The organism is Phascolarctobacterium sp., from assembly GCF_045124115.1.
Lineage (GTDB): Bacteria > Bacillota > Negativicutes > Acidaminococcales > Acidaminococcaceae > Phascolarctobacterium_A.
On the sequence record NZ_JBGVLF010000028.1, the window covers coordinates 1 to 22,158 of the forward strand.

The window sequence follows — 22,158 nt, forward strand, 5'->3', positions numbered from 1 at the left end:
AACCTCTAAAGCAAGAACTCCTCCCGTAAATGTAGCTCTCCATGCGTGCGTTACTTCTAGTAACCGGAATCCTGCAAGCGGCTTAGGGTTCTTTTTGGTTACTTTTTCTCACCCGCGAGAAAAAGTGACAAAATACAACGCTCCCTCAGTCAAGCGCACCGCTTTAGCGGCACGCTTGCCAGCTCCCTCCAAGAGGGAGCCAAGAATGTCGCCAGCACGCGCCGCGCAGACAGGAACGGATTACGGCCACAGTAGCAGATGATGTTTGCACACATTGCGCCAGCAACGGACACATCCCTTCGCACGCGCAAGAGCGTACAAACCTCTAAAGCAAGAACTCCTCCCGTAAATGTAGCTCTCCATGCGTGCGTTACTTCTAGTAACCGGAATCCTGCAAGCGGCTTAGGGTTCTTTTTGGTTACTTTTTCTCACCCACGAGAAAAAGTGACACAGTCCCCTCTCAGTCAGTTCGCTTCGCTCACTGACAGCTCTCCCCAGGGAGAGCCAAGACACTTTCGGATTGCCCCCATAAAAAAAACTCCACCCAAAGCACGGTAGCACCGTACTCTAGGCGGAGTTCAAATTAGACAATATTATTATTTCTTAGCAGCCAACTGCGCAACCATTGCTTTCAGTTCAGCAACCTCTGCTTCAATAGCAGCGTTCTTAGCAGTCAAAGCTTCGTTTTGTGCGCTCAGCTCATCAATCTTTTGTGCCATTTCCCGTTTGCTCAGTCTAGGCATGCCTTTAGCACCATCCAAACCAATGGACAAGCCCATGTTAACCATGTTTTCGCCATTGCCCATGCTGCCGGCCATGCTAATCATAAACTTTTCGTTGGGACGATAGAAAGCACCAATTGCGGCAGCAGTTTCGCCACTGTAATTGCCTACGCCTGCAGAGAAGGTAAGCTTATCATCGGGATCGTATTCCAGCGGGTTCAGAGCAGCCAAAGCAGCAGCACCTGCACCAACCTTATCCAAGCGGTTTCCCAATTTGTTTAAGTCTTGCTTAACCCCCGCAACATTTTGCTCTACGCCATCTACTCTAGTATTAATCTGTTTATCTGCTTCTTCACGAGCCTTAGTTTCAGCCTCTAATTGGTCCTTATGAACACCATCAACAGAGCCAGTTGTACTAATGTTTCGAATTGCATCTGCCAATGCTAGATCCGCAGCAGTAACAGAAGTTTTACCTTGTAAAATAGTATCTGTGCCGTAAGCATTTGCTAATTCGTCAGCAATTAATTTGCCGTCTGTTCCTTCGCTACCAATTAAAGTATTTTTTAACTGTCCAACATTTACTGCATCATAATTATTTTTACCAGCCGCAACATTAGTCAACCTACGTTTCCGGTATTCGTTACCAAAACTTACCACATTGTCTTCATTAGCTTTAGACCATGCACCAATGGCTACGCTGTACCGCCCAGTTGCTTCTGCCCCACTGCCAAACGCTGTCGCGCTTTCTTCAGTTGCTTGAGCCTTATAGCCAACTGCAGTTGCATCTTTCGCAACTGCTTTAGCACTGCTACCAATAGCAGTGGAATCATTCTTATTTGCCGTTGCACCATAACCCACAGCAGTTGCATATGTCGCGCCAACTGCAGTTTCACCTGTCTTGTCAACTGTTGTAGCACTGGTGCCAATAGCAACTGTTGTATGACCACTGGCTTGTGCTGCAGGTGTATACACACCAAAATCACCGCCAATAGCAATACCGCCCGCGGATGCAGCATTATTACCCAACGCTACACCAGAACCTTCATCCGTTGCCTTTGTACCTTTACCAAGTGCAATACCTCCGTCTGACTCAGCTCCATTACCAACAGCAATACCTTCACTATCTGCATCTGCTTGCACGCCTAAAGCAATACCATTTTCTGAGTTAGCCTCTTGGCCAATTGCAACCCCACCAGTAGCAATAGAGTTAGCACCAATTGCTATAGCATTATATTTAGCACCATTACCATCAGCCTTAGCCTGAAAACCAACAGCAATGTCATTTGAGAGTACTGCAACAGCTTGTTTTGTTTGGTCCGTTCCAACTAAAGAGATACCTATGCCGTTACAATAAAACGAACCCACGGGTTTTGTAAACTTACCTTCAGCAAACGCCGCACTGCTTGTCATCAACAAAGACCCCGCCAGAACACTCATCAATACCTTTTTCGCCAATGTTTTTTTCATAAGAACCACCCTTTCGTATAATTTCACGATCACTATCCAAAATGCCCAGTCTAAAACAGGAGCATCTCTTTACGCCCTCATTATACAAAAGTCTCAAAAAAAAAAAACAAGGAGTAACGTTTTAATCATTGCGTTTTTTGTTTCTACTTTAATGAACTGTATTGCTTTTTACACTTTTTAGAATATACAGCAACATTCAACGAAAAATTTCCGTGCCAAGGCACACTTTTTCTTCGCAAGAGCTGTTTTGCAGCCACATTTTTTCGGCTAAAATACAATCAGAATATAGATTAGCCGAAAAATCCATTGACCAGCCACTTCTCTTCGGCTAAAATATAATCAGATTAAGAATTAGCCGAAGGAAGTGCTCTTATGAATTATATTTATCGAAATCTAGAATCAGTAGTTGAACAAGTCACAAAAGAATATCCTGTCGTACTTCTGACCGGGCCAAGACAAGTTGGCAAAACAACTATGTTACAAAAGTTAATGGAAGGCACCGACAGAGGATATGTTTCTTTAGACGACCTTAACGAAAGGAACTTGGCAAAAACCGATCCTGAACTTTTTTTACAACTGCATAAACCTCCTGTATTAATCGATGAAGTACAATATGCTCCTGAACTTTTCACATACATCAAAATAAATGTGGATAAAAACCATGCTCCCGGTGCATTTTGGCTAACCGGTTCCCAAGTATTCAAATTAATGCGTGGCGTGCAGGAATCCCTTGCCGGAAGGGTTGCGGTATTATCCATGACAACCCTTTCCCAAGCAGAAATCAGTAATGGCAGGATGGAACCCTTTAGCATTGATTTAGAATCGTTGCTTAAACGTAAAGATGAAAGAATCGTTGCCGATACAGAAGCCATCTTTGAACGTATTTTTAAGGGTTCCATGCCTGCAATCGTTAGTGGTAATAGTAGTAACAGTAATATTTTTTATAGTAGCTATCTTACTACATACATTGAAAGAGATGTTAAGGAACTTGCCGAAGCCATTGATTCTCTTAAATTTCTCCGCTTTATTACAGCAGTAGCTGCTAGATGTAGCCAGATGCTCAACGTAGCTGAAATAGCTCGTGATGCTGATATAAATCAAGTACAGGCTAAAAATTGGCTTGGTATTTTAGAAACTTTAGGCATTATCTTCTATTTACATCCATACTCCAACAATTTGCTCAAAAGGCTTGTAAAAACTCCCAAGCTTTATTTCTACGATACAGGTTTAGTTTGTTATTTAACCCGTTGGAGTAGTCCGCAAACCCTTGAAAGAGGTGCTATGAACGGTGCAATTTTGGAAAATTACGTTGTGTCTGAGATAGCTAAAACTTATATGAACTGCGGACAGAAACCTTTGATGTACTATTATCGTGACAAAGACGCTAAAGAAATAGATATAGTGTTAGAACATGACGGAGTACTTAATCCTCTTGAAATTAAGAAGACTTCCAACCCCGGCACAGAATTGACTAAGATTTTCTCCTTGTTGGACAAGTCCTCTGTTCCAAGATCTAAAGGGGCTATCCTCTGCATGAAGCCAGAGCTGAGTGCCATTGATAAGGACAACTACATTGTTCCAATTTGGATGATTTAATGTGCGGTGAACATTATAGCTGCATGTACTACAGGAATATAGCCTTCAATTCAGATCAATTTACCACACTTTTTCTTCGCAGCCCCACAAAAACACAAAAGGAAAACCTCCGCAGAATGTTCCAAACATCATTGTATGGACACTCTTTGGAGGTTTTCCTTATATTAGGGAGTAATTAGGGAGAAGCAAATTTATTAACCTTCCATAGGATAATCTTGGAGAGCATCGTAGCCGGTTTCGCCGGTGCGGATCTTGATAACATCTTCTACATCGTAAACGAAGATCTTACCATCGCCATATTTACCGGTGTACAGCACTGCCTTAGCAGTGTTAACTACATCAGCTACAGGAATTGCAGAAACAATCATTTCTACCTTTACCTTAGGCAGCAGGTGTGCTGCAACCTCAGCACCACGATACATCTCGGTTTGACCCTTTTGGATGCCATAACCCAAAACCTTGGTAACAGTCATACCGGTAATACCCAATTTATCCAAAGCAACCTTCAATGCTTCGAAACGTGTTTGAGAAGTAATGATGCAAACCTTGCTCATCTTTGGACGATCGCTAGCAACTTTGCTGGAGGGAGCAGTTACAGCTGCAGGAGCTACATAGGTAGTAGTAACGGAAGGCAGTTCTTCAACAGTGGGCATAAAGTCCGCATAGCTGCTCATCAAGCCATGTTCTTCCATATCCAAGCCTTTGATTTCTTCCTGCTCGCTTACACGCAGACCAAAGATTTTGTCCAATACAGTAAAGACTACAGTCATAGCAATTGCCACATAAACTGCAACAGTTACAACGCCGATGATTTGAGTTACCAGGAAATCGGTACCGCCACCGTAGAACAGGCCGCCGTCAAGAGCAAAGAGACCGGTTACGATGGTACCAAAGGCACCGCAAACACCGTGTACGGAAATTGCACCAACAGGGTCATCAATCTTCAAAGTCTGGTCAAAGAATTCAACTGCTACAACAACCAGAACGCCTGCTGCCAAGCCGATAATCAAAGCACCTGCAGGGCTAACAACGTCGCAGCCTGCGGTGATTGCTACCAAGCCTGCCAAAACGCCGTTCAGAGTCATGGAAACATCGGGTTTACCATAACGGCACCAAGTGTAAATCATGGTTGCAGTTGCACCTGCTGCAGCTGCCATGTTAGTGGTAATAAAGATCATGCCCATGGAAACCAGGGTATCATCACCGGTTGCACAAACGGTGGAAGCACCGTTGAAACCGAACCAACCAAACCACAGGAGGAAGACGCCTAAAGCACCAAGAGGAATGCTGTGACCGGGGATTGCGTTTACGCTGCCGTCTTCGTTGTATTTACCAATACGGGCACCAATCATTTTAGCACCGATTAAGGAAGCAACGCCGCCAACCATGTGTACTGCAGTGGAGCCTGCAAAATCATGGAAGCCCATTTCTGCTAACCAGCCGCCGCCCCAAATCCAGTGGCCGCTGATAGGATAAACAATTGCGCTGATAATAACGCTATAAATGCAATATACTAGGAAGTTGGTACGTTCTGCCATAGCACCGGAAACAATGGTTGCTGCGGTTGCGCAGAACATTGTTTGGAAGATAAAGAACGCGGTAGAAGGATAGCTTGCACCATAGTCACCGGTTACGAAAAAGTCCGGTGCACCAATAATACCGCCAATGTCTTCACCAAACATCAAGCCAAAGCCTAAAATCCAAAAGACGATGGAACCAAGGGCCATATCCATAACGTTCTTCATAACGATGTTGGCTGCGTTTTTAGCTCTGGTAAAACCGGTTTCTACCATAGCGAAACCAGGCTGCATAGAAAATACTAGGAAAGCACCAATGAGTACCCATATAGTGTCGACGGATACATATTTATCCATAATAGTCACCCCTCAAAATTTTTTCTTCTTTATTAATCATGCACGCTGCATGGAATTTTTACAGGCACTCTTTTGGTCTGTTTAGGAAAAGAAAAGAGGCGTACCCCTTGCGGGATACACCTCATTGTGTATCGGTTACTAATTTAAAGCTTTGCTTACTCGTTTACACCATAGAGCAGTTCGCCATAAGTAGGATAGGGCAGATACTTGCCACCGGTCAGTGCTTCAGCTGCATCAACTGCTGCACGGAGAGCGGTCATATCTTCCAGAACTACGTCATGGTAGAATTCAGCTTGTTTCTTGCTGCATTCGATGTCACCTGCTGCCTTCAAATCAGCATCCAGTTTAACGCTGGTTGCGTACATTTCTGCACCCAACTTGCTCAGCTTGTCTGCCAACTCGCTTTCAAAGCCTGCGCTGATGCCTGCTGCCTTTTTATCCAGAACAGCCTTGGTCAAATCGCTGTTGTAAGCGCTGATTGCCGGAAGAATATCCTTATGGAACATTTCCAGGGCAGTTGCTGCTTCGATACCGATTACGGTGCTGTAGTTTTCCAAGAGGATTTCCACACGGGATTTAACTTCGGATTCAGTAAAGATATGATATTTGCTGAACAGTTCAACATTCTTTTCTGCTGCCAAATAAGGAATAGCTTCCGGAGTGGATTTCAGGTTCAGCAGACCACGTTTCTCTGCTTCTTCAACCCATTCATCGGTGTAGCCGTTGCCGTTGAAGACAATGCGTTTATGAGCCAAGTAGGTTTCTTTAACCAGATCATATACTGCAGCTTCCAGATCGGGAGCATCTGCTAATTTCTCCGCAAATTCATCCAACTCTTTAGCAACGATGGTGTTCAAAACGATGTTAGGACCGGAAATGGAGAACATGCTGCCCAGCATACGGAATTCGAACTTGTTGCCGGTGAAAGCAAAGGGAGAAGTACGGTTTCTATCAGTATTATCTTTAACCAATGCAGGAATGGTGTCATCGCTGATCTTCATGTAGGTTTCCGGGCTGCCGTTGTAAACTTTATCAGCTGCAATAGCTTCCAAAACTGCAGTCAGCTCAGTACCCAGGAATACGGAAACGATTGCCGGAGGAGCTTCGTTAGCGCCCAGGCGATGATCGTTGCCTGCGCTTGCTACGGATACACGGAGCAGATCTTGGTATTCATCAACAGCTTTCAGAATAGCTGCCAAGAAAGTCAAGAAGCGGAGGTTCTTGTAGGGTTCTTTGCCAGGATCCAGCAGGTTCATGCCTTCTTCCGTAGCCAAAGACCAGTTGTTATGTTTGCCGCTACCGTTTACACCATCAAAGGGTTTTTCATGGAGCAGGCAAACAAGACCATGACGGAGAGCAACGCGTTTCATGAATTCCATCATTAATTGGTTGTGGTCGGAAGCAACGTTAGTGGAGGAGAAGATAGGAGCCAGTTCGTGTTGAGCAGGAGCAACTTCGTTATGCTCGGTTTTAGCAAGAACGCCCAGTTTCCACAATTCTTCGTCCAAATCTTTCATGAAAGCCAAAACTCTTTGTTTAATGATGCCAAAGTAATGGTCGTCCAATTCCTGGCCACGAGGAGATTTAGCACCGAACAAGGTACGCCCGCAGTATACCAAGTCTTTACGTTTCTCCCACATTTTTTTATCAACCAGGAAATATTCTTGTTCAGGACCAACAGTGCTGTTTACGCGGACAGTGTCGATACCGAAAATTTTCAAGATGTTGCAAGCTGCTTTGCTTACTGCATTCATGGAGCGCAGCAGCGGAGTCTTTTTATCCAGTACATCACCGGTGTAGGAGCAGAACGCGGTGGGGATGCACAAGCAGTTATCTTTAATGAAAGCGTAGCTAGTGGGGTCCCATGCGGTATAGCCACGAGCTTCAAAGGTAGCACGCAGGCCGCCGGACGGGAAGCTGGAAGCATCAGGTTCGCCTTGAATCAATTCTTTACCGGAGAAGTCCATGATTACACGGCCTTCAGCAGTAGGAGAAATGAAGCTTTCATGCTTTTCAGCAGTAATACCGGTCATGGGTTGGAACCAGTGGGTGAAATGGGTGCAGCCATGTTCCAAAGCCCAATCTTTCATAGCGTTAGCAATAATATTTGCGATTTCCAGGTTTAACGGAGAGCCTTCAAGAACAGCAGCCTTGTAAGCTTTATAGGTTGCGGTCGGCAGACGGTCTTTCATAACAGTTTCGTTGAACACTAAACTACCGAATAATTTTTGAACCTCAGTCATTTGTAAAACCTCCCTAATTTCTCTTTTGAGAATCCCTGGGTTTACTTTTACGTAAGCCCCCTCAAAAATAAAACATTATTTTTCAGTTTACAGTTATCTTCTTTTTCTAGCCTGTAAAACGAAAAAGCAACAACGCAGTTTGGATGTTTTCCATCCAACAACAACGTTGTTGCTTTATGCGATTATTATACGGCTACATTAGCGATTTGTAAAGGGGGTAAAGCAAAAAATTTTAAATTTTTTCTTTGCCTTCCTCCACGCAGGATTTTAGCTACTGACGCAGAATTTTATAAAGGTATTATTGTACGTGACCATAATCCGTTGCCACGAGGAGGAAACTATATGGAATTAACCGCTGTTGCTCAGTTAAGACGTATGGTACTAGAGCATCTGTCCCGCTACACTTGGAACGACGTGCTCATTGACCATGTTTATGATATTCTGCAAGAAGTACAGGACGACACTCCCCGCTATCGCTGCTGCGTGTATAAGGAAAGAGCCGTTTTGAAAAACCGTATCGATATGGCGCTGGGGCAGGAATGTAAGGAAAACATTATCGAGGCTTCCAAAAAGACCATGCACGAACCGGAGCGCAAAGACCTGCCTTTGATCGACGTGCTCCCTGCAGCCTGCGACCAATGCCCCATTGATGCCTACTATGTAACCGATGTCTGCCGTCACTGCATCGCCCATAAATGCATGAACAACTGCCCTAAGAAAGCTATTTCCCTGGTTCAGGACAGAGCCTTCATCGACCGCAACAAATGCATAGAATGCGGCAAATGCAAACAGGTATGCCCCTATGGCGCTATTATTGAAATCCACCGTCCCTGTGTCCGTGCTTGCGCACTTGGCGCCATCAGCATCGGCTCCGACCGCAAGGCTGTTATCGACCACGAAAAATGCGTTGCCTGCGGTGCCTGCCGCAACGCCTGCCCCTTCGGCGCTATTGATGAACGTAGCAACATTGTCCGCGTTATCACTGCCATTAAGGACAACCGCCATGTAGTCGCCTTGGTTGCGCCTTCCATTGTCGGTCAATATGGTTTAAAGATTACCATGGGACAAATCTACAGCGCTCTGAAAAAAGCAGGCTTTGCCGACGTAGTTGAAGTCGGCATCGGTGCCGACATTACTGCTGTCAAAGAAGCTAAAGAATATATCGAAAAAGTTCCTGCAGAGCAAAAGTTTATGACCAGCTCCTGCTGTCCTGCTTTTGTCAAGCTGGTTAAAACCCAGATTCCCCAAGCTGCAGCCTATGTCAGCGAAACCGACTCCCCCATGATTTCCACCGGCCGCTATGTTAAGAGCAGAAAGCCCAGCGCTATTACCGTCTTCATCGGCCCCTGCATCGCCAAAAAGAACGAAGCCCGCGAACACAGCGATGTTATCGACTACGTGCTGACCTTTGAAGAACTGCAGTGCATGCTGGAAGGCAGGGACATCCGCTTTGCCGACCAACCTGTAGGCGCATACGAACGTGAAGCCTCTAAGCTAGGCTTGGGCTTCCCCCTGACTGCAGGCGTTACCGCAGCAGTTAATGACACTGTCGCCGCTTTAGGCGGCAATGTGCGCTTGGCACACTACGCCAGCGGCTTGGACAATTGCAAGAAATCCGTAGAGGATGCCGCTGCAGGCAAGCTGGACTGCAGCTACTTAGAAGGCATGGCCTGCCCCAACGGCTGTTTGGACGGCCCAGGCACTGTAGGCGACTTCCGCGTTACCAAAGTAGCATTGAACAGATACGCTGAAGCAGCACCCAACCAACAGACTACAGACGGAGACCACGTTAAATAAAAACTAAAAGGCTGTGACATTAGTCGCTGCTATCATATCCCCAGACGAAGCATTTGCGATTTTAGCTTATGAGTGCTTAGAATCACTGAAGTGAAGCGAACCGAAACGTAAATCCTTTTACGAACAAGATCGGCCGCGAATCTTCGTTGTGATTCTGCACGAAATGAGCGTTAAAAAATCGCTAGTGAGTCGGGGATATGTATAGTACGACCATAAGTCACAGCCTTATTTTTTGTCTTCAGGCGGAAATTTAGGACGGGGACAGTTAGGACCGGACGCCTTCAGCGTAAAGCCCCTGCCAAAAACGTCGTTAACATCATGGATAATCATAAACGCATCAGGGTCAATCTTCTTACAAATAGCCTTGATCTTCGCCAACTGCGTCAGCTTTGCCACTACGAAAAGCACCTCGCGCCCTTGGTGGGTAAAAGCGCCCTCGCCATGGAGATAGGTAACGCCACGGCCAACCACCTTAATAATCTCTTCCGCAATCTCATGGTGCTGATTGCTGATAATGATAATATTTTTCTTATAGTCAAAGCCAATGGTGAAGGTATTACAGGTCTTGGTCATTACGAAGAAAGTAAACAATGTGTACAGCACAGGTTCAATACCAAAGAAAGTTATGCTGGCAGCCAAAAGCATCAGGTTAAAAATAAAACCTGTGGTGCTGATGCTGATGGAATAGTTCTTCTGAATAATCGCGCCAATAATATCCGTACCACCGCTGGAGCCGCCTACTCGATACATACAGGCAGCGCCAATACCGTAGAGTACACCACCGGCGATACACGCTAGCAGCTTGTCATGAACCACCGTATACTCGGACAAAAAGTGGAAAGCATCCAAAGAAACGGAAAACGCCACAATGCCGTACAAAGCACTAATCGTATATTGGCGGTCCATATATTTATAAGCCAAGAAAAACAAAGGCACATTACACAGCAAGCTGGTAGCGCCCATGGGCAGCCCTGCAATGTAGTACGCCAAAACCGCTACGCCGCCAATACCACCGCTAAGCATCTTATTGGGCATATAGAACACATTCAAAGCCACGCCCATAATAATGCACCCCAGCGTCACCATAAAGTAGTGAAACGCCAACTGTTTGTAAATCGCTTTCATATCAGTCATTTTCTGCCTCCTAAAGAAACACATAACAAATCTCAATTTAGTAGATATTATAGCCTGTTACCATCAGAAAAAGCAACCTGAATTGCCGGAATTTTAAATAAGCTTTACACGTAACTCCTCAAAAACCAAAGGAAATGCAAATTCTTCTTCCGAACGTTCGAAAAAAACTTGCTATACAGACTAAAGCAGTATAAAATAATACTGTATACATTTAGAGGCAGGTGGACAAGTATGCAAACAGTTAAAGAAACGGCTTATGCCAAAATCAATCTCGGTCTTGATATCATCGGACGCCGTGATGATGGTTACCACGAAGTCAGCATGATTATGCAGAGCGTGGGACTTTGCGACGAAGTCATTATCAGCGAAGGCAATGGACCTAATACCATCACTATTTCCGTAGATATGCCCGGCCTTAGCTGCGGACCGGATAACCTTGCTTACAGAGCAGCAGCCCTTTTAGCTAAGCATGCGGACATTATTCCGAACGTTCACATTGCCCTGAAGAAAAAAATTTTTATGGCAGCAGGTCTTGCCGGCGGTAGCGCTGACGCTGCTGCAGTTTTGCGCGGACTCAACAAATATTGGCAGCTGCATTTGGAAAACCATGAGTTGGAAAGCCTTGCAGCCCTTTTAGGTAGCGACATTCCCTTCTGCATCGAAGGCGGTACCATGTTGGCTACAGGTCGTGGCGAAGTGCTCACCAAACTGGCGGATTTGCCGGAAGCCATCGTTGTTTTGGCTAAGCCCAAAGGTTTGGAAGTTTCCACTGCGTGGGTATACCAACACTATGACAAAGGTCGTGTCGTCCACGCTCCTTGCATTTGGCAGCTGGAAGACAGGCTTGCCCAAGGCGCCCCTGCTTTAGTCCCCTATATGGGCAACGTATTAGAAACAGTTACTATTCCCGCTAACCCCGTTATTGCCTCCATCAAGGCAGCCATGCTTTCCGCAGGTGCCTACTACGCCCTGATGAGCGGTAGCGGCCCCACGGTCTTCGCCTTGGCGCCCGATCAGGAAACAGCGGCAAAAATTATAGAAGCACTAGGCAGTTTCGATGTAGAAACCGCCATTACTACCACCGTAGGGAGGATAAAATAATATGTCAGGACATTTGCAACCGATAAAATTGGACAGCTACAAGCCCTTGCGCGAGCTAGTCTGTGAAAACATCCGTCAAGCTATTATCGACGGTACCTTTAGTCCCGGCGAACGCTTGATGGAAATCCAGCTGGCTGACGAAATGGGCGTAAGCCGCACCCCCGTGCGCGAAGCTATCCGTAAACTGGAACTGGAAGGCTTTGTAGTTATGATTCCCCGCCGCGGCACCTACGTAGCAGATATCTCCATTAAAGATATTACGGAAATCTACGAAGTGCGTACCAGCTTGGACGTTTTGGCAGCAGGTCTTGCTGCAGAACGTATTACCGATGAAGAACTGGAAACATTGAATGTGTACCTCCATGAAATCGGTCAACACGTAGCCAACATGGATATTAATAAAATCGTAGAAGTGGACACCGCTTTCCACGATGTACTCTATACCGCCAGCCGTAACGAACGCCTGCGCAGCATTATCAACAACCTGCGCGAGCAGCTGACCGGCATCCGCGGCCGTTCCATGAGCTATCCCGGCCGTCTGGTAGAAACTATGGACGAACACCGCAATCTGGTGGACGCTATTGCTTCCCGCGATGTGGAACGTGCTCAACACGCAGCCCGCGTTCACATTGAAAACGCTGAACATACCTTGATGCGCTCTTTGACTGAACACGTGAAGAAGGCAAGATAATGGCTTTAATAGATGCAGTCATCTTAGCAGGCGGACGCAGCCCTTGGCTGAAGGAAGCCTGTGGCACCGAATTTCGCTGTCTTGCCCCTCTCGGCGGACGCAGAATGGTTGATTACATTATCGACGCCCTGCAACAAAGCGGCAGTATCGGCCGTATTGTAGTAGCTGCATCCCCGGGGGCTTTAGCGCAGTTGGAAGGCACCCTGCCCGAAGGCGTGGGACTTTGCGCTGCGAAAGGAGATCTGCCAGCTACAGCTTATGCCGCTGCCCGCTATTTTGGCGACGCAGGCAGTGAGAAAATGCTAGGCGTATGCGACGACATCCCCTTGGTAACAGGTGCAGGTATTCGTGATTTTCTGGAGCAATGCGCAGCTTATCCTTCCGGACAGCTGTACTACCCCATCATCCCCAAGGAAGCCTGCCAAAAGCTTTTTCCCGGGGCTAAGCGTACCTATGGTAGCTTGCGCGACGGCATTTTTACCGGCGGCAACATGATGTTGGTAGCCAAGGACGTTATCCCCCGCGGCCAACAAAAAGCCAAGGAAATTTTTGCCTTGCGCAAATCACCTTTAGGCTTGGCAAATTGGCTGGGCTGGAGTTTTGTTTTGAAAGCGCTTTTTCGTATGCTCTCCGTAGCAGATGCCGAAAAACGTTTCTCTACCATTATGGAAATGGATAGCAAGGCTATTATCACGGAACACGCCGGGATCGGCATGGACGTAGACAAGCCTGCAGACTTGCTTTTAGCAGAAAAATACTTACAACGTTAATTTTTTATAGATTGAAGGGAATAAACCAATGGGTAAAGCAAAACGAATTGAGAGAGTAGTTGCTCTCAGCAAGCTTTTAGCCGATCACCCCTATCGCTTATTTTCGTTTTCCTATTTTTGCAAACAATTTGAAATCGCCAAATCCACCCTCAGCGAAGATGTTTTAGCTGTTAAATCCGGTTTGGAAATGTACGGCCTAGGCCGCGTAGAAACTCTTTCCGGTGCAGCAGGAGGCGTGCGCTTTATCCCCGGCCACCGTGAAGAGGATGACCGTGCCTTTTTGGAGGATATTGCCCAAAAGCTTTCCGCTCCGGAACGCGTTCTCCCCGGAGGCATGCTCTACACCACGGATTTATTGTGCCATCCTGAAACCGTTGTCCGCTTAGGGGAAATCATCATGGACAGGCTGAGACCTTTAGACCCGGACTGCATTATGACCGTGGAAACCAGCGGTATTCCTTTGGCTATGCAGGTTGCCCGGGCTTTTAATGTGCCCTTGGTAATCGCCCGCCACAAAAGCGATATTACCGAAGGCTCCACTGTCAACATCAACTATGTCAGCGGTTCCAACAGAACCATTCAGACTATGGCTATGCCCAAACGCGCCCTGCAGCCCGATAGCCGCGTCCTTATTGTGGACGATGTTATGAAGGGCGGCGGTACTGCCCGCGGTATGCAGGCACTGGCTCACGAAGTTGGTGCCCAGGTTGTAGGCCAGACTTTTTTGATTGCCACTGCCCTGCCTGAACGTAAATTAGTGGATGACTACACAACCCTCTTTACCCTCCACCATGTGGATGAAGAAAACAAGGTTGTCAAAATAGAGATTTCTTGAGGAGGAATATACATGTCTGATTTAGTAGCTGTAATCCTTGCTGCAGGCAAGGGTACCCGTATGCGCAGCAAATACCCCAAGGTGCTGCACAAAGTAGGCGGCAAACCCATGCTGCAGCACGTTATTGATGCTGCCACAGCTGCAGGCTGTGACGAAAAAGTTGTTATTGTAGGCCACGAGGCTGAATTGGTAGAGGCTATGGTCGGCGACCAAGGCAAAATCGCTTTGCAAGCTGAACAATTAGGCACCGGTCACGCTGTTATGCAGACTGCGGAAGCACTGCAAGGTTTCACCGGTACCGCCCTCATCCTCTGCGGCGATACCCCGCTGCTGGATGGCGAAGAACTGAAAAAGTTCTGCGAAGCCCACAAGGCTAGCGGTGCAGCAGCCACCGTCCTCACTGCTATCATGGACGACCCCTTTGGCTACGGCCGTATTATCCGCGATGCTGACGGCAATGTCCAAGGCATTGTGGAGCAAAAAGATGCTACAGAAGCACAAAAGGCTATCAAAGAAATCAATACCGGCATTTACTGCATGGAATGTCCGCTGATGTTTGATATTCTTGCTACCTTAACCAATAACAACGCCCAAGGCGAATACTACCTGACCGACGTTTTGGAAAAACTCAACGCAGCAGGCAAAAAAGTTGGCGGCGTAATTACCGAAGACAGCGATATGGTTATGGGCATCAACTCCCGTAAACAACTTTCCGTTGCCGAAGGCGTAATGCGTCAACGCATTTTAGACAAGCTGATGGATGCAGGCGTAACCATTATGGACCCTGCCAGCACTTTTATCGAAGGTAGCGTAAAAATCGGTCGCGATACCGTTATTTACCCCTACACTTGGCTGGAAGGCAGCACGGAAATCGGCGAAGACTGCGAAATCGGGCCTAACGCTCGTTTCACCAATGTTAAAATTGGCGATGACTGCCACCTGCAATTTATCTACGGCCATGACTGCGAAGTAAAGAACCACGTTACTGCAGGTCCTTACGTACATCTGCGCCCGGACACTGTTATTAGCGACCATGTAAAAATTGGTAACTTTGTAGAAGTTAAAAACTCCAACGTAGGCGAAGGCACTAAACTGCCCCACCTGACCTACATCGGCGACAGCGACATCGGTAGCGGCGTTAACATGGGCTGCGGCTGCATTACCGTTAACTACGACGGCAAGAAAAAACACCGCACTATTATCGGCGACAATGCTTTTGTTGGCTGCAACACCAACTTGGTTGCCCCCGTCACCGTAGGCCCCAACACCTACATCGGCGCCGGCAGCACCATTACCAAGGAAGTGCCTGAAGATGCACTGGGCATTGGCCGTGCAAGACAGAAAAACATTGAAGGCTGGGCTGAAAAATACAGAAACAGCTAATCTAAGTGTAAACTGCTTGTTAAACGGTGATTTTTTTAGTATAATAATTTAGAGGTAAGTCCTTTATTTAGTGAAAAATTATTGGGATTTTGGAGGGATAGGACATGTTGTCTGATGAAAATAAGTTAAAAATCTTTACCGGTAATGCAAACCCTGACTTGGCAAGAGAAATTGCTGCTTATCTGGGTACTACCGTAGGTGATTCCGTTGTTAACCGTTTTAACAATGGTGAAATCCAAGTTATGATTAACGAAAGCGTTCGCGGTAAGGATATCTTTATTGTACAACCTACTTGCGGCCCCATCGTTAACGATAACGTTATGGAACTCTTGATTATGGCTGATGCTTTCAAACGCGCTAGCGCTAACCACATCACCGCTGTAATCCCCTACTATGGCTATGCACGCCAAGACCGTAAAGCTCGCGGCCGTGAACCTATCACTGCTAAATTGATGGCAGATCTGCTGGAAACCGCAGGCATCACCCGTGTTGTAACCATCGATTTGCACGCAGCTCAAATCCAAGGTTTCTTCAACATCCCCTTTGACCATATGCCCGGCGGCCCGCTGTTGGCAGAATACATTAAAAACAAAAACTTGGACAACATGGTTGTTGTTTCCCCGGACCTGGGCGGCGTAAGCCGTGCTCGTGGCTTTGCGGAAATCCTCGACTGCCCGTTGGCTATTATTGACAAACGCCGTCCTGAACCCGGCGTAGCAGAAGTTATGAACCTGATCGGCGATGTAAAAGGCAAAAACTGCATCGTAGTTGACGATATGGTTGATACTGCAGGCTCCCTCACCGAAGGTGCTCGCGCTCTGAAGAAATTCGGTGCTAACGAGATTTATGCTTGCTGCACTCACCCCATCCTGACCGATCCTGCTCTGTCCCGCATCGCTCAATCCGATATTACCGAGCTGGTTGTTACCAATACCATTCCCTTGGCTCCTGCTAAAAAGCATCCCAAGATTAAAGTATTGTCCATCGCTCCTATCTTAGCAGAAACCATCCTGCGCATCTACAACGATTGGTCCGTAAGCCAACTCTTTGACGTAAAGAAATAAGTCCTTGCTATAAAAGGCTTGCCGCTGGCAAGCCTTTTTCTTTGAATTAATCATGAGAATTTTTTACATACTATTACTTTGCTTCCTTGCAGCCACTGCCATCCTGTGGTTGGGACGCTTCGGCAAATTACCGAAAAAAGTAGCGGCCATCAGTGCTGCCTGCGCCCTTACCTTGAGCGGGATTCTACTGCTTTTGGCAGTGCTCCCCAACAACAGCTTTTACGGCAATGTGGTCATCGACAAGCCCCAAAGCGAAAAAAAGCTTATCGCCCTCACCTTCGATGATGGGCCGTATCCACCTTACACCAATCAACTGCTAGATTTGCTCAAGGAGAAACAAGTACCTGTCACTTTCTTTACTGTAGGTAAAAGCGCGGCCCGCTATCCGGACTTGGTACGCCGTGCCCAAGCAGAAGGTCACGAAATCGAGCTCCATGCAGGTATCCACCAAGATTTGCTGAAATTGAATAAAGCAGATTTAACGAATAATATTGCCTATGGCAAGCAAGTACTAAAAGAAATTACAGGGCAAAATCCCCGCTACATGCGCCCGCCCCACGGCTTCAAAGACTGGCAGGTTCTCAATGCCCTGCAGGAAGCAGACCTAACCGCTGTTAACTGGAGCGTCATCCCTAGGGATTGGACCAACCCCGGCGCTAAAAAAATTGCCGACCGCGTCTGCTTCGATGCCTATCCTGGTGCCATCGTCCTGCTGCACGACGGCGACAGCCCTAAAGAAACAGCTCCCCGCGACCAAACCATCGCTGCCACTGCCATGATTATCGATACTCTGCGCAGCGAAGGCTATGAATTTGTAACCGTACATCAATTGTTAAAAGGAGAAAATAAATGAAATTAATCGTCGGCCTCGGCAATATCGGCCGTGAATACGAAAACACCCGCCATAACATAGGCTTTATGGTAGTAGACGAACTGGCAAAGCGCCTCGGCGTAACCTTCGGCAAAGAAGACCGCAATGCCTACTACACTGAATACCGTGCTCCGGAAAAAATCATTATTATCAAACCCACCACCTACATGAACCTTAGCGGTATCGCTGTCGGCGCTTATGCCAACTTCTTCCACATCGACCCGGAAGATATTGCAGTTATCCAAGACGATATGGATATGCCCGTAGGCCAGCTGCGTATCCGCCGTAAAGGCAGCGCCGGTGGTCACAACGGTATCAAGTCTATTACTGAACATTTGGGTACTGGCGACTTCCCCCGTTTCAAAATCGGTATCGGCCATCCTGCCCGCAACAACAAAGCAGTCATCAACCATGTGCTTCATGCTTTCCAAGGCGAAGACAAAGTTGCCATTGAAGAAGCAGTAAAAGAAATGGCAGATGCTTTAGAGCTGTGGATCAAAACCGGTGATATTGAAGAAGTTATGACCAAGCACAATAAAAAGAAACCCAAAAAAGAAGCGGCTCCCGCTGCCCAGGAACCGCCTAAAGCTGAATAATTATTTAGCTGTCATTTGCGATAAACAAAGAATGATTTTTGCCAGCGTTGCCACGCTTTCTTCCAGTGGCAGCGCTATTTTTTCATCCCAAACCATTTCCGGAAGCAAAGGAATATGTACAAAGCCCACCAAAGTATTGCTGCCTGCAAAATGGTGGCAGGCAGTATAGAACACGTCGTTGCAGACGTAGCCCCCGGTAGCATAGCCAATATGCACATGGCACCCTTCCTGCTGCAGTTGGCGTACCATTTCATGGACGGGCAAAGTAGAAAAGTAGGCTGCAGGGCCATTCTTGACCACAGGCTCGTTCCACGGCTTGCGCCCCAAGTTATCTTCGACTAGCGCATCACGCACGTTTACAGCTACTGTGTCTATATGCAAGCGGTTGCTACCGCTATCCATACCTGTAAGCAGAATTACATCAGGCTGCAACTCTTGCGCACGTTCTAACAGCATCCTGTCTTCCAAGTCGTAGATGTTGGGCAGCATCAATTTATGCAGTTCAAAGTCACCAATAACATCCGGAAGGACTTGTACTACCTTCCAAGAAGGATTCACTTGATAGTGGGCAAAAGGGTCAAATCCTGTCACCAACAGCTTACGCATAAAGAGCACCTCGAATCAAAAAAGTATAGCTATCATAGCTTATCTTTTGATTCTATCCCTGTAAAAAAATTTTTGCAAGCAAAATTTTACTAGGGATAATTATATATTCGGTTCTTGTAAATTCTTTATTAGTTATTAGCAAAATACTCAATGTCGGGCAGAAGCTCCTTTCCCAGCTCATCACCCATATCAGCAGCTTTTCTTATCAAAGCATACGCTTTTTGGTAATCCACTTCAACACCATCCCCCAAAAAATAACATACTGCCAATCTGCTACAAGCATTAGCATTGCCGAACTCTTCTGCCTTCTTGTACCATACTACAGCTTCCTTAGGATTTTTATCTACTCCTAGCCCATATTGGTACATTCTTCCAACATTGCATGCTGCTTCGCCAATATATGATTTATTATCGATACCTAAAATTTTAATACCTTTCTTTTCTGCTATTTTCTTATATAATCTAAAAGCTTCTTTTAAGTTTTTCTGTACACCTACTCCTCTTTCATACATCGATGCAAGATTTATAGTTCCTAAATACTCGCCTTTGTCTGACGCCTTTTTATACATTTCAAACGCCTTTTGAACATTTTTTTCAATTCCCATTCCATATTCGTAGCATAACCCTAAATTAACCATTGCTGCAGCATATCCTTGTGCTACTGCTTTTTCATACCATCTAACAGCTTCTACTTCATCTTTAGTGACCCCATCTCCCCTAAAATAACTAAATCCTAAACAATATTGAGCATAAGGTAAGCCTTGATTAGCAGCTTTTCTCATCCATTCAACAGATAACTCTAGATTTCTTTTTACTCCTCTACCTAAATTGTAAGCATCACCCATAGTTGCTTGTGCTCTCGCATAATCTTGGTTAGCAGCCTTTTGAAACCACATTACCGCTTCTTTCTCATCCTGAACAACACCATCGCCAGACCAAAAACAACGCCCTAATAGATACTGTGCCCTTGCATTACCTTGTTCAGCCGCTTTCCGAAACCATTCCACTTTTTTAGGAGTAAATATTCTTTCGCCCACCTTTACTTGTGCATCAGCATTACCCATAACTGCTAACATTTTAGTAGAAAAACCAACACCATACGACTCTCCTACACTATTATTTACATAAAACATAGTTGCTGCACTTATTGCTAAAATTATTCCGACACCAAGTACTATCTTCTTGTTCTTTATCAATGCATTAGTTGTAATTTTTTCTTGCGTATGTGAAATAGTTGAATTATCACCGGTACTAGACGCCGCATCTTGCTTGGCGCCACAAGAACTGCAAAACAAGGATCCATCCTCTATATTAGCTCCGCATTTCTTACAAAACATATTTATCAACATTCTCCTATCGTTAATTCTAACTACTCTATTGGATTATTATAGATTATATTTTTTCTTAATATACAAGTACAAAGTCTCCCCAATAGAATTAGGAACAATTCTATCATATGTAACATATGTAACTGAATCGCTTTCAATAACCTCCCCATCATAACTTCGTATAACAACCCCCTGTAATCCTATCATTCTTTCTGCCATGTCTAATATAATATAATGATATTTATACATTCTACTATTAGGGTCTGCATAACAAATCCATACTTTTACATTATTTAAATAACTTCTTCTTTGTATTTCTATAGTTTCTTTATCAAAAAATACACCTACGTCACTTTGAATGCCACCTACATATTCCCATCTATTAGGGTCAGGTTCAAAACAGTATACATCTTTTGGGAACAGACCAAGCATTGTTAAGCAAAGAAATAAGCCTATTAAAATCTTTCTCATCATTCCACCTCATTCGCAAACACTCTGTTTTTTACAAAACTCATTTCAGAACCATCGACGAGTGGTATTTTTTCAGGATCATTATAAATAATGCCACATATATAATCCCCGTTGCTATCATAAATTATAGCTTTGTATATTTTAGAAAAATTATCGTATTTATCAAATAGCGTATAATTAAGATAGTATTCATCTTGAACAGCAGAATAAATACACACCCAAACACCAGCATATCGCTGATCACTATATTCAATATTTACGGAATCGTAAAACACTCCTATTTTGTCATCTGATTGGACCCAAGTCCACCTATTAGAATCTAATTCAAAAGCATGACAATGCATACTTAAGCACATTATAAACAAAAATAATACCATTATCTTCTTCATAATACTTCACCACCCTACTAACTAAGCTAAAAAAGCAATAATGTTCTTTGTATTAATTACTAACTTACATCTGACAAATAACTTCTGTATTCTGAATAATCTTCTTAACTTAGTGCAATACAAACAAAAATTACCACTAGCGCTAAACAAAAATATGCACATCCGGAAGCACAGCCAGTGTCTACTTGTGCAGGTCTCTCTTTCCCCCAAACAAATTGCTTGTAGCAAACAGGACACTGTGAGTCCTTAGTCGTAACAGAAGCTCCACAACAGGGGCATTGATAAACTCCCGTTGTTGAGTCTGATCTATACATAACTTCAACATTTCCTTTTTGCTTATTTGCAGCACGGACCGCGTCAAGATTAGCTTTAGTTACCATTCCACTCCAATCAAATTTAAATCCACATTTATTACAAAATTTCATTGAAGAATTAATATAATTACCACACTCAGGGCAAATAAAATTATCTGGTATCTCAAATTTTTCTACATTATTTTTTCTATTTTCTACATCGGACCCATTCACTTTACTATCTACCAAAGCCTTAAACTCTTTAAAATCATTATACCTAGGATAGCTTGCACCAATAAAATTCACAGCCATATTAAGAGTTTTACGTGTATTATTCAAGTCTCCACATTCGAAGTATGCAGAAGCAAACCACCATAATGCAACGCCATAGTTCTGAATTGTATCCTTATCCCAAGCATGTTCTGTCTCGAGGAATCTGTAATCATCCTGTATTTCTTTATAAAATTGATTTAATAACTTGCTACAATATTCTACACTTTTTGCACCTGCATCACCTTGTATTATACGTTTATCAACTGTATCTATATAATAGTCACAAGAGTCTATAAATCTACTTTTAACGTTTTTAATATGAATTGCTCTTTCATTGCTTGCAGAAGTTCTTCTTTGACGTTCTAAGTCTTCCGCAGATTGTTTGGTTGCTCTTTGTGGCTCTTGGCTATATTGGCTAGACTTCTTACATACTAAATCATAATCATATTGTCTCCGTTTATTCTGATCAGATAATACTGCATAGGCTTCATTTATTTCCGCCATTCTTCTTTGTGCTAAATCAGCCTCTAACTTAGTAACATCTGGATGGTATTTTTTTGCCAATACAGCATATGCTTTTTTTATCACCTCAGTAGACGCTTTAGGATGAACTTCTAGTATTTCATAATAATCTTTCATTTCTTCCCCTCTTCT

19 protein-coding genes are annotated in these 22,158 nt (G+C 44.9%); 10 read left to right on the forward strand and 9 right to left on the reverse strand.

The features are described from left to right. Window positions 1-596: 596 nt before the first annotated feature. Window positions 597-2,189 (reverse strand): YadA-like family protein, encoded by a 1,593-nt coding sequence (locus tag ACJMM4_RS03845; RefSeq protein WP_405383146.1) that lies wholly within the window; start codon window positions 2,187-2,189, stop codon window positions 597-599. A 372-nt stretch (window positions 2,190-2,561) separates the two neighbouring features. Here ACJMM4_RS03845 and ACJMM4_RS03850 point away from each other — a divergent pair, with 372 nt between their 5' ends. After that, window positions 2,562-3,785, forward strand: coding sequence for an ATP-binding protein (locus ACJMM4_RS03850; protein ID WP_405381308.1), 1,224 nt, complete (start codon window positions 2,562-2,564; stop codon window positions 3,783-3,785). Between the two features lie 194 nt (window positions 3,786-3,979). Here the strand turns inward: ACJMM4_RS03850 and ACJMM4_RS03855 are convergent, their stop codons facing one another. Together ACJMM4_RS03855 and ACJMM4_RS03860 are read right to left on the reverse strand one after the other, a co-directional pair. Next, window positions 3,980-5,659: an ammonium transporter gene (locus ACJMM4_RS03855; protein ID WP_405381310.1), complete on the reverse strand. Its 1,680-nt coding sequence runs from the start codon at window positions 5,657-5,659 to the stop codon at window positions 3,980-3,982. A gap of 155 nt (window positions 5,660-5,814) precedes the next feature. Next, the gene (locus tag ACJMM4_RS03860; protein WP_405381312.1) at window positions 5,815-7,902 is read right to left on the reverse strand and encodes a glutamine synthetase III; all 2,088 of its coding nucleotides are present in this window, start codon (window positions 7,900-7,902) and stop codon (window positions 5,815-5,817) included. 342 nt (window positions 7,903-8,244) lie between these two features. Here ACJMM4_RS03860 and ACJMM4_RS03865 point away from each other — a divergent pair, with 342 nt between their 5' ends. Beyond that, a complete protein-coding gene (locus tag ACJMM4_RS03865) occupies window positions 8,245-9,699 on the forward strand; it encodes a 4Fe-4S dicluster domain-containing protein (protein WP_405381314.1) in 1,455 nt (484 codons plus the stop codon). A gap of 225 nt (window positions 9,700-9,924) precedes the next feature. Here ACJMM4_RS03865 and ACJMM4_RS03870 read toward each other — a convergent pair whose 3' ends face one another. Further along, window positions 9,925-10,833, reverse strand: a complete 909-nt coding sequence (locus ACJMM4_RS03870) for a YitT family protein (protein WP_405381316.1) — start codon at window positions 10,831-10,833, stop codon at window positions 9,925-9,927. A gap of 231 nt (window positions 10,834-11,064) precedes the next feature. On the opposite strand from ACJMM4_RS03870, the gene ispE reads away from it, so the two are divergent. The 8 genes from ispE (at window position 11,065) to pth (ending at window position 18,144) form a co-directional block, all read left to right on the forward strand. Next, window positions 11,065-11,934 (forward strand): 4-(cytidine 5'-diphospho)-2-C-methyl-D-erythritol kinase, encoded by an 870-nt coding sequence (gene ispE, locus ACJMM4_RS03875; protein ID WP_405381318.1) that lies wholly within the window; start codon window positions 11,065-11,067, stop codon window positions 11,932-11,934. Window position 11,935: 1 nt separating this feature from the next. Next, a complete protein-coding gene (locus tag ACJMM4_RS03880) occupies window positions 11,936-12,625 on the forward strand; it encodes a GntR family transcriptional regulator (protein WP_405381320.1) in 690 nt (229 codons plus the stop codon). Next, complete coding sequence (locus ACJMM4_RS03885; protein WP_405381322.1) at window positions 12,625-13,395, forward strand: NTP transferase domain-containing protein; 771 nt, start codon at window positions 12,625-12,627, stop codon at window positions 13,393-13,395. Before ACJMM4_RS03880 ends, ACJMM4_RS03885 begins: the two co-directional genes overlap by 1 nt. A gap of 28 nt (window positions 13,396-13,423) precedes the next feature. Then, entirely contained in the window at window positions 13,424-14,230 is an 807-nt protein-coding gene (gene purR / locus ACJMM4_RS03890) for a pur operon repressor (RefSeq protein WP_405383148.1), read from the forward strand. A 12-nt stretch (window positions 14,231-14,242) separates the two neighbouring features. Continuing rightward, a complete protein-coding gene (gene glmU, locus ACJMM4_RS03895) occupies window positions 14,243-15,613 on the forward strand; it encodes a bifunctional UDP-N-acetylglucosamine diphosphorylase/glucosamine-1-phosphate N-acetyltransferase GlmU (RefSeq protein ID WP_405379859.1) in 1,371 nt (456 codons plus the stop codon). A 104-nt stretch (window positions 15,614-15,717) separates the two neighbouring features. Continuing rightward, complete coding sequence (locus ACJMM4_RS03900; protein ID WP_405379861.1) at window positions 15,718-16,677, forward strand: ribose-phosphate diphosphokinase; 960 nt, start codon at window positions 15,718-15,720, stop codon at window positions 16,675-16,677. Window positions 16,678-16,729: 52 nt separating this feature from the next. Then, the gene (locus ACJMM4_RS03905) at window positions 16,730-17,530 is read left to right on the forward strand and encodes a polysaccharide deacetylase family protein (protein WP_405379863.1); all 801 of its coding nucleotides are present in this window, start codon (window positions 16,730-16,732) and stop codon (window positions 17,528-17,530) included. Continuing rightward, complete coding sequence (gene pth / locus ACJMM4_RS03910) at window positions 17,527-18,144, forward strand: aminoacyl-tRNA hydrolase (RefSeq protein WP_405379865.1); 618 nt, start codon at window positions 17,527-17,529, stop codon at window positions 18,142-18,144. Before ACJMM4_RS03905 ends, pth begins: the two co-directional genes overlap by 4 nt. On the opposite strand, the gene ACJMM4_RS03915 is transcribed toward pth, so the two are convergent. The 5 genes from ACJMM4_RS03915 to ACJMM4_RS03935 all read right to left on the reverse strand — a co-directional run bounded on the left by ACJMM4_RS03915 (window position 18,145) and on the right by ACJMM4_RS03935 (window position 22,143). Next, a complete protein-coding gene (locus tag ACJMM4_RS03915) occupies window positions 18,145-18,750 on the reverse strand; it encodes a pyroglutamyl-peptidase I (RefSeq protein WP_405379867.1) in 606 nt (201 codons plus the stop codon). 128 nt (window positions 18,751-18,878) lie between these two features. Next, window positions 18,879-20,099 carry a zinc-ribbon domain-containing protein gene (locus ACJMM4_RS03920; RefSeq protein WP_405383150.1) on the reverse strand — a complete coding sequence of 407 codons (1,221 nt, stop codon included), beginning with the start codon at window positions 20,097-20,099 and terminating at the stop codon, window positions 18,879-18,881. Window positions 20,100-20,135: 36 nt separating this feature from the next. Beyond that, window positions 20,136-20,549 (reverse strand): hypothetical protein, encoded by a 414-nt coding sequence (locus ACJMM4_RS03925; protein ID WP_405383152.1) that lies wholly within the window; start codon window positions 20,547-20,549, stop codon window positions 20,136-20,138. Continuing rightward, window positions 20,549-20,938: a hypothetical protein gene (locus tag ACJMM4_RS03930; protein ID WP_405379873.1), complete on the reverse strand. Its 390-nt coding sequence runs from the start codon at window positions 20,936-20,938 to the stop codon at window positions 20,549-20,551. The genes ACJMM4_RS03925 and ACJMM4_RS03930 overlap by 1 nt, the downstream gene beginning before the upstream one ends. 104 nt (window positions 20,939-21,042) lie before the next feature. Next, window positions 21,043-22,143 carry a J domain-containing protein gene (locus ACJMM4_RS03935; RefSeq protein WP_405383154.1) on the reverse strand — a complete coding sequence of 367 codons (1,101 nt, stop codon included), beginning with the start codon at window positions 22,141-22,143 and terminating at the stop codon, window positions 21,043-21,045. Between the last annotated feature and the right edge of the window lie 15 nt (window positions 22,144-22,158).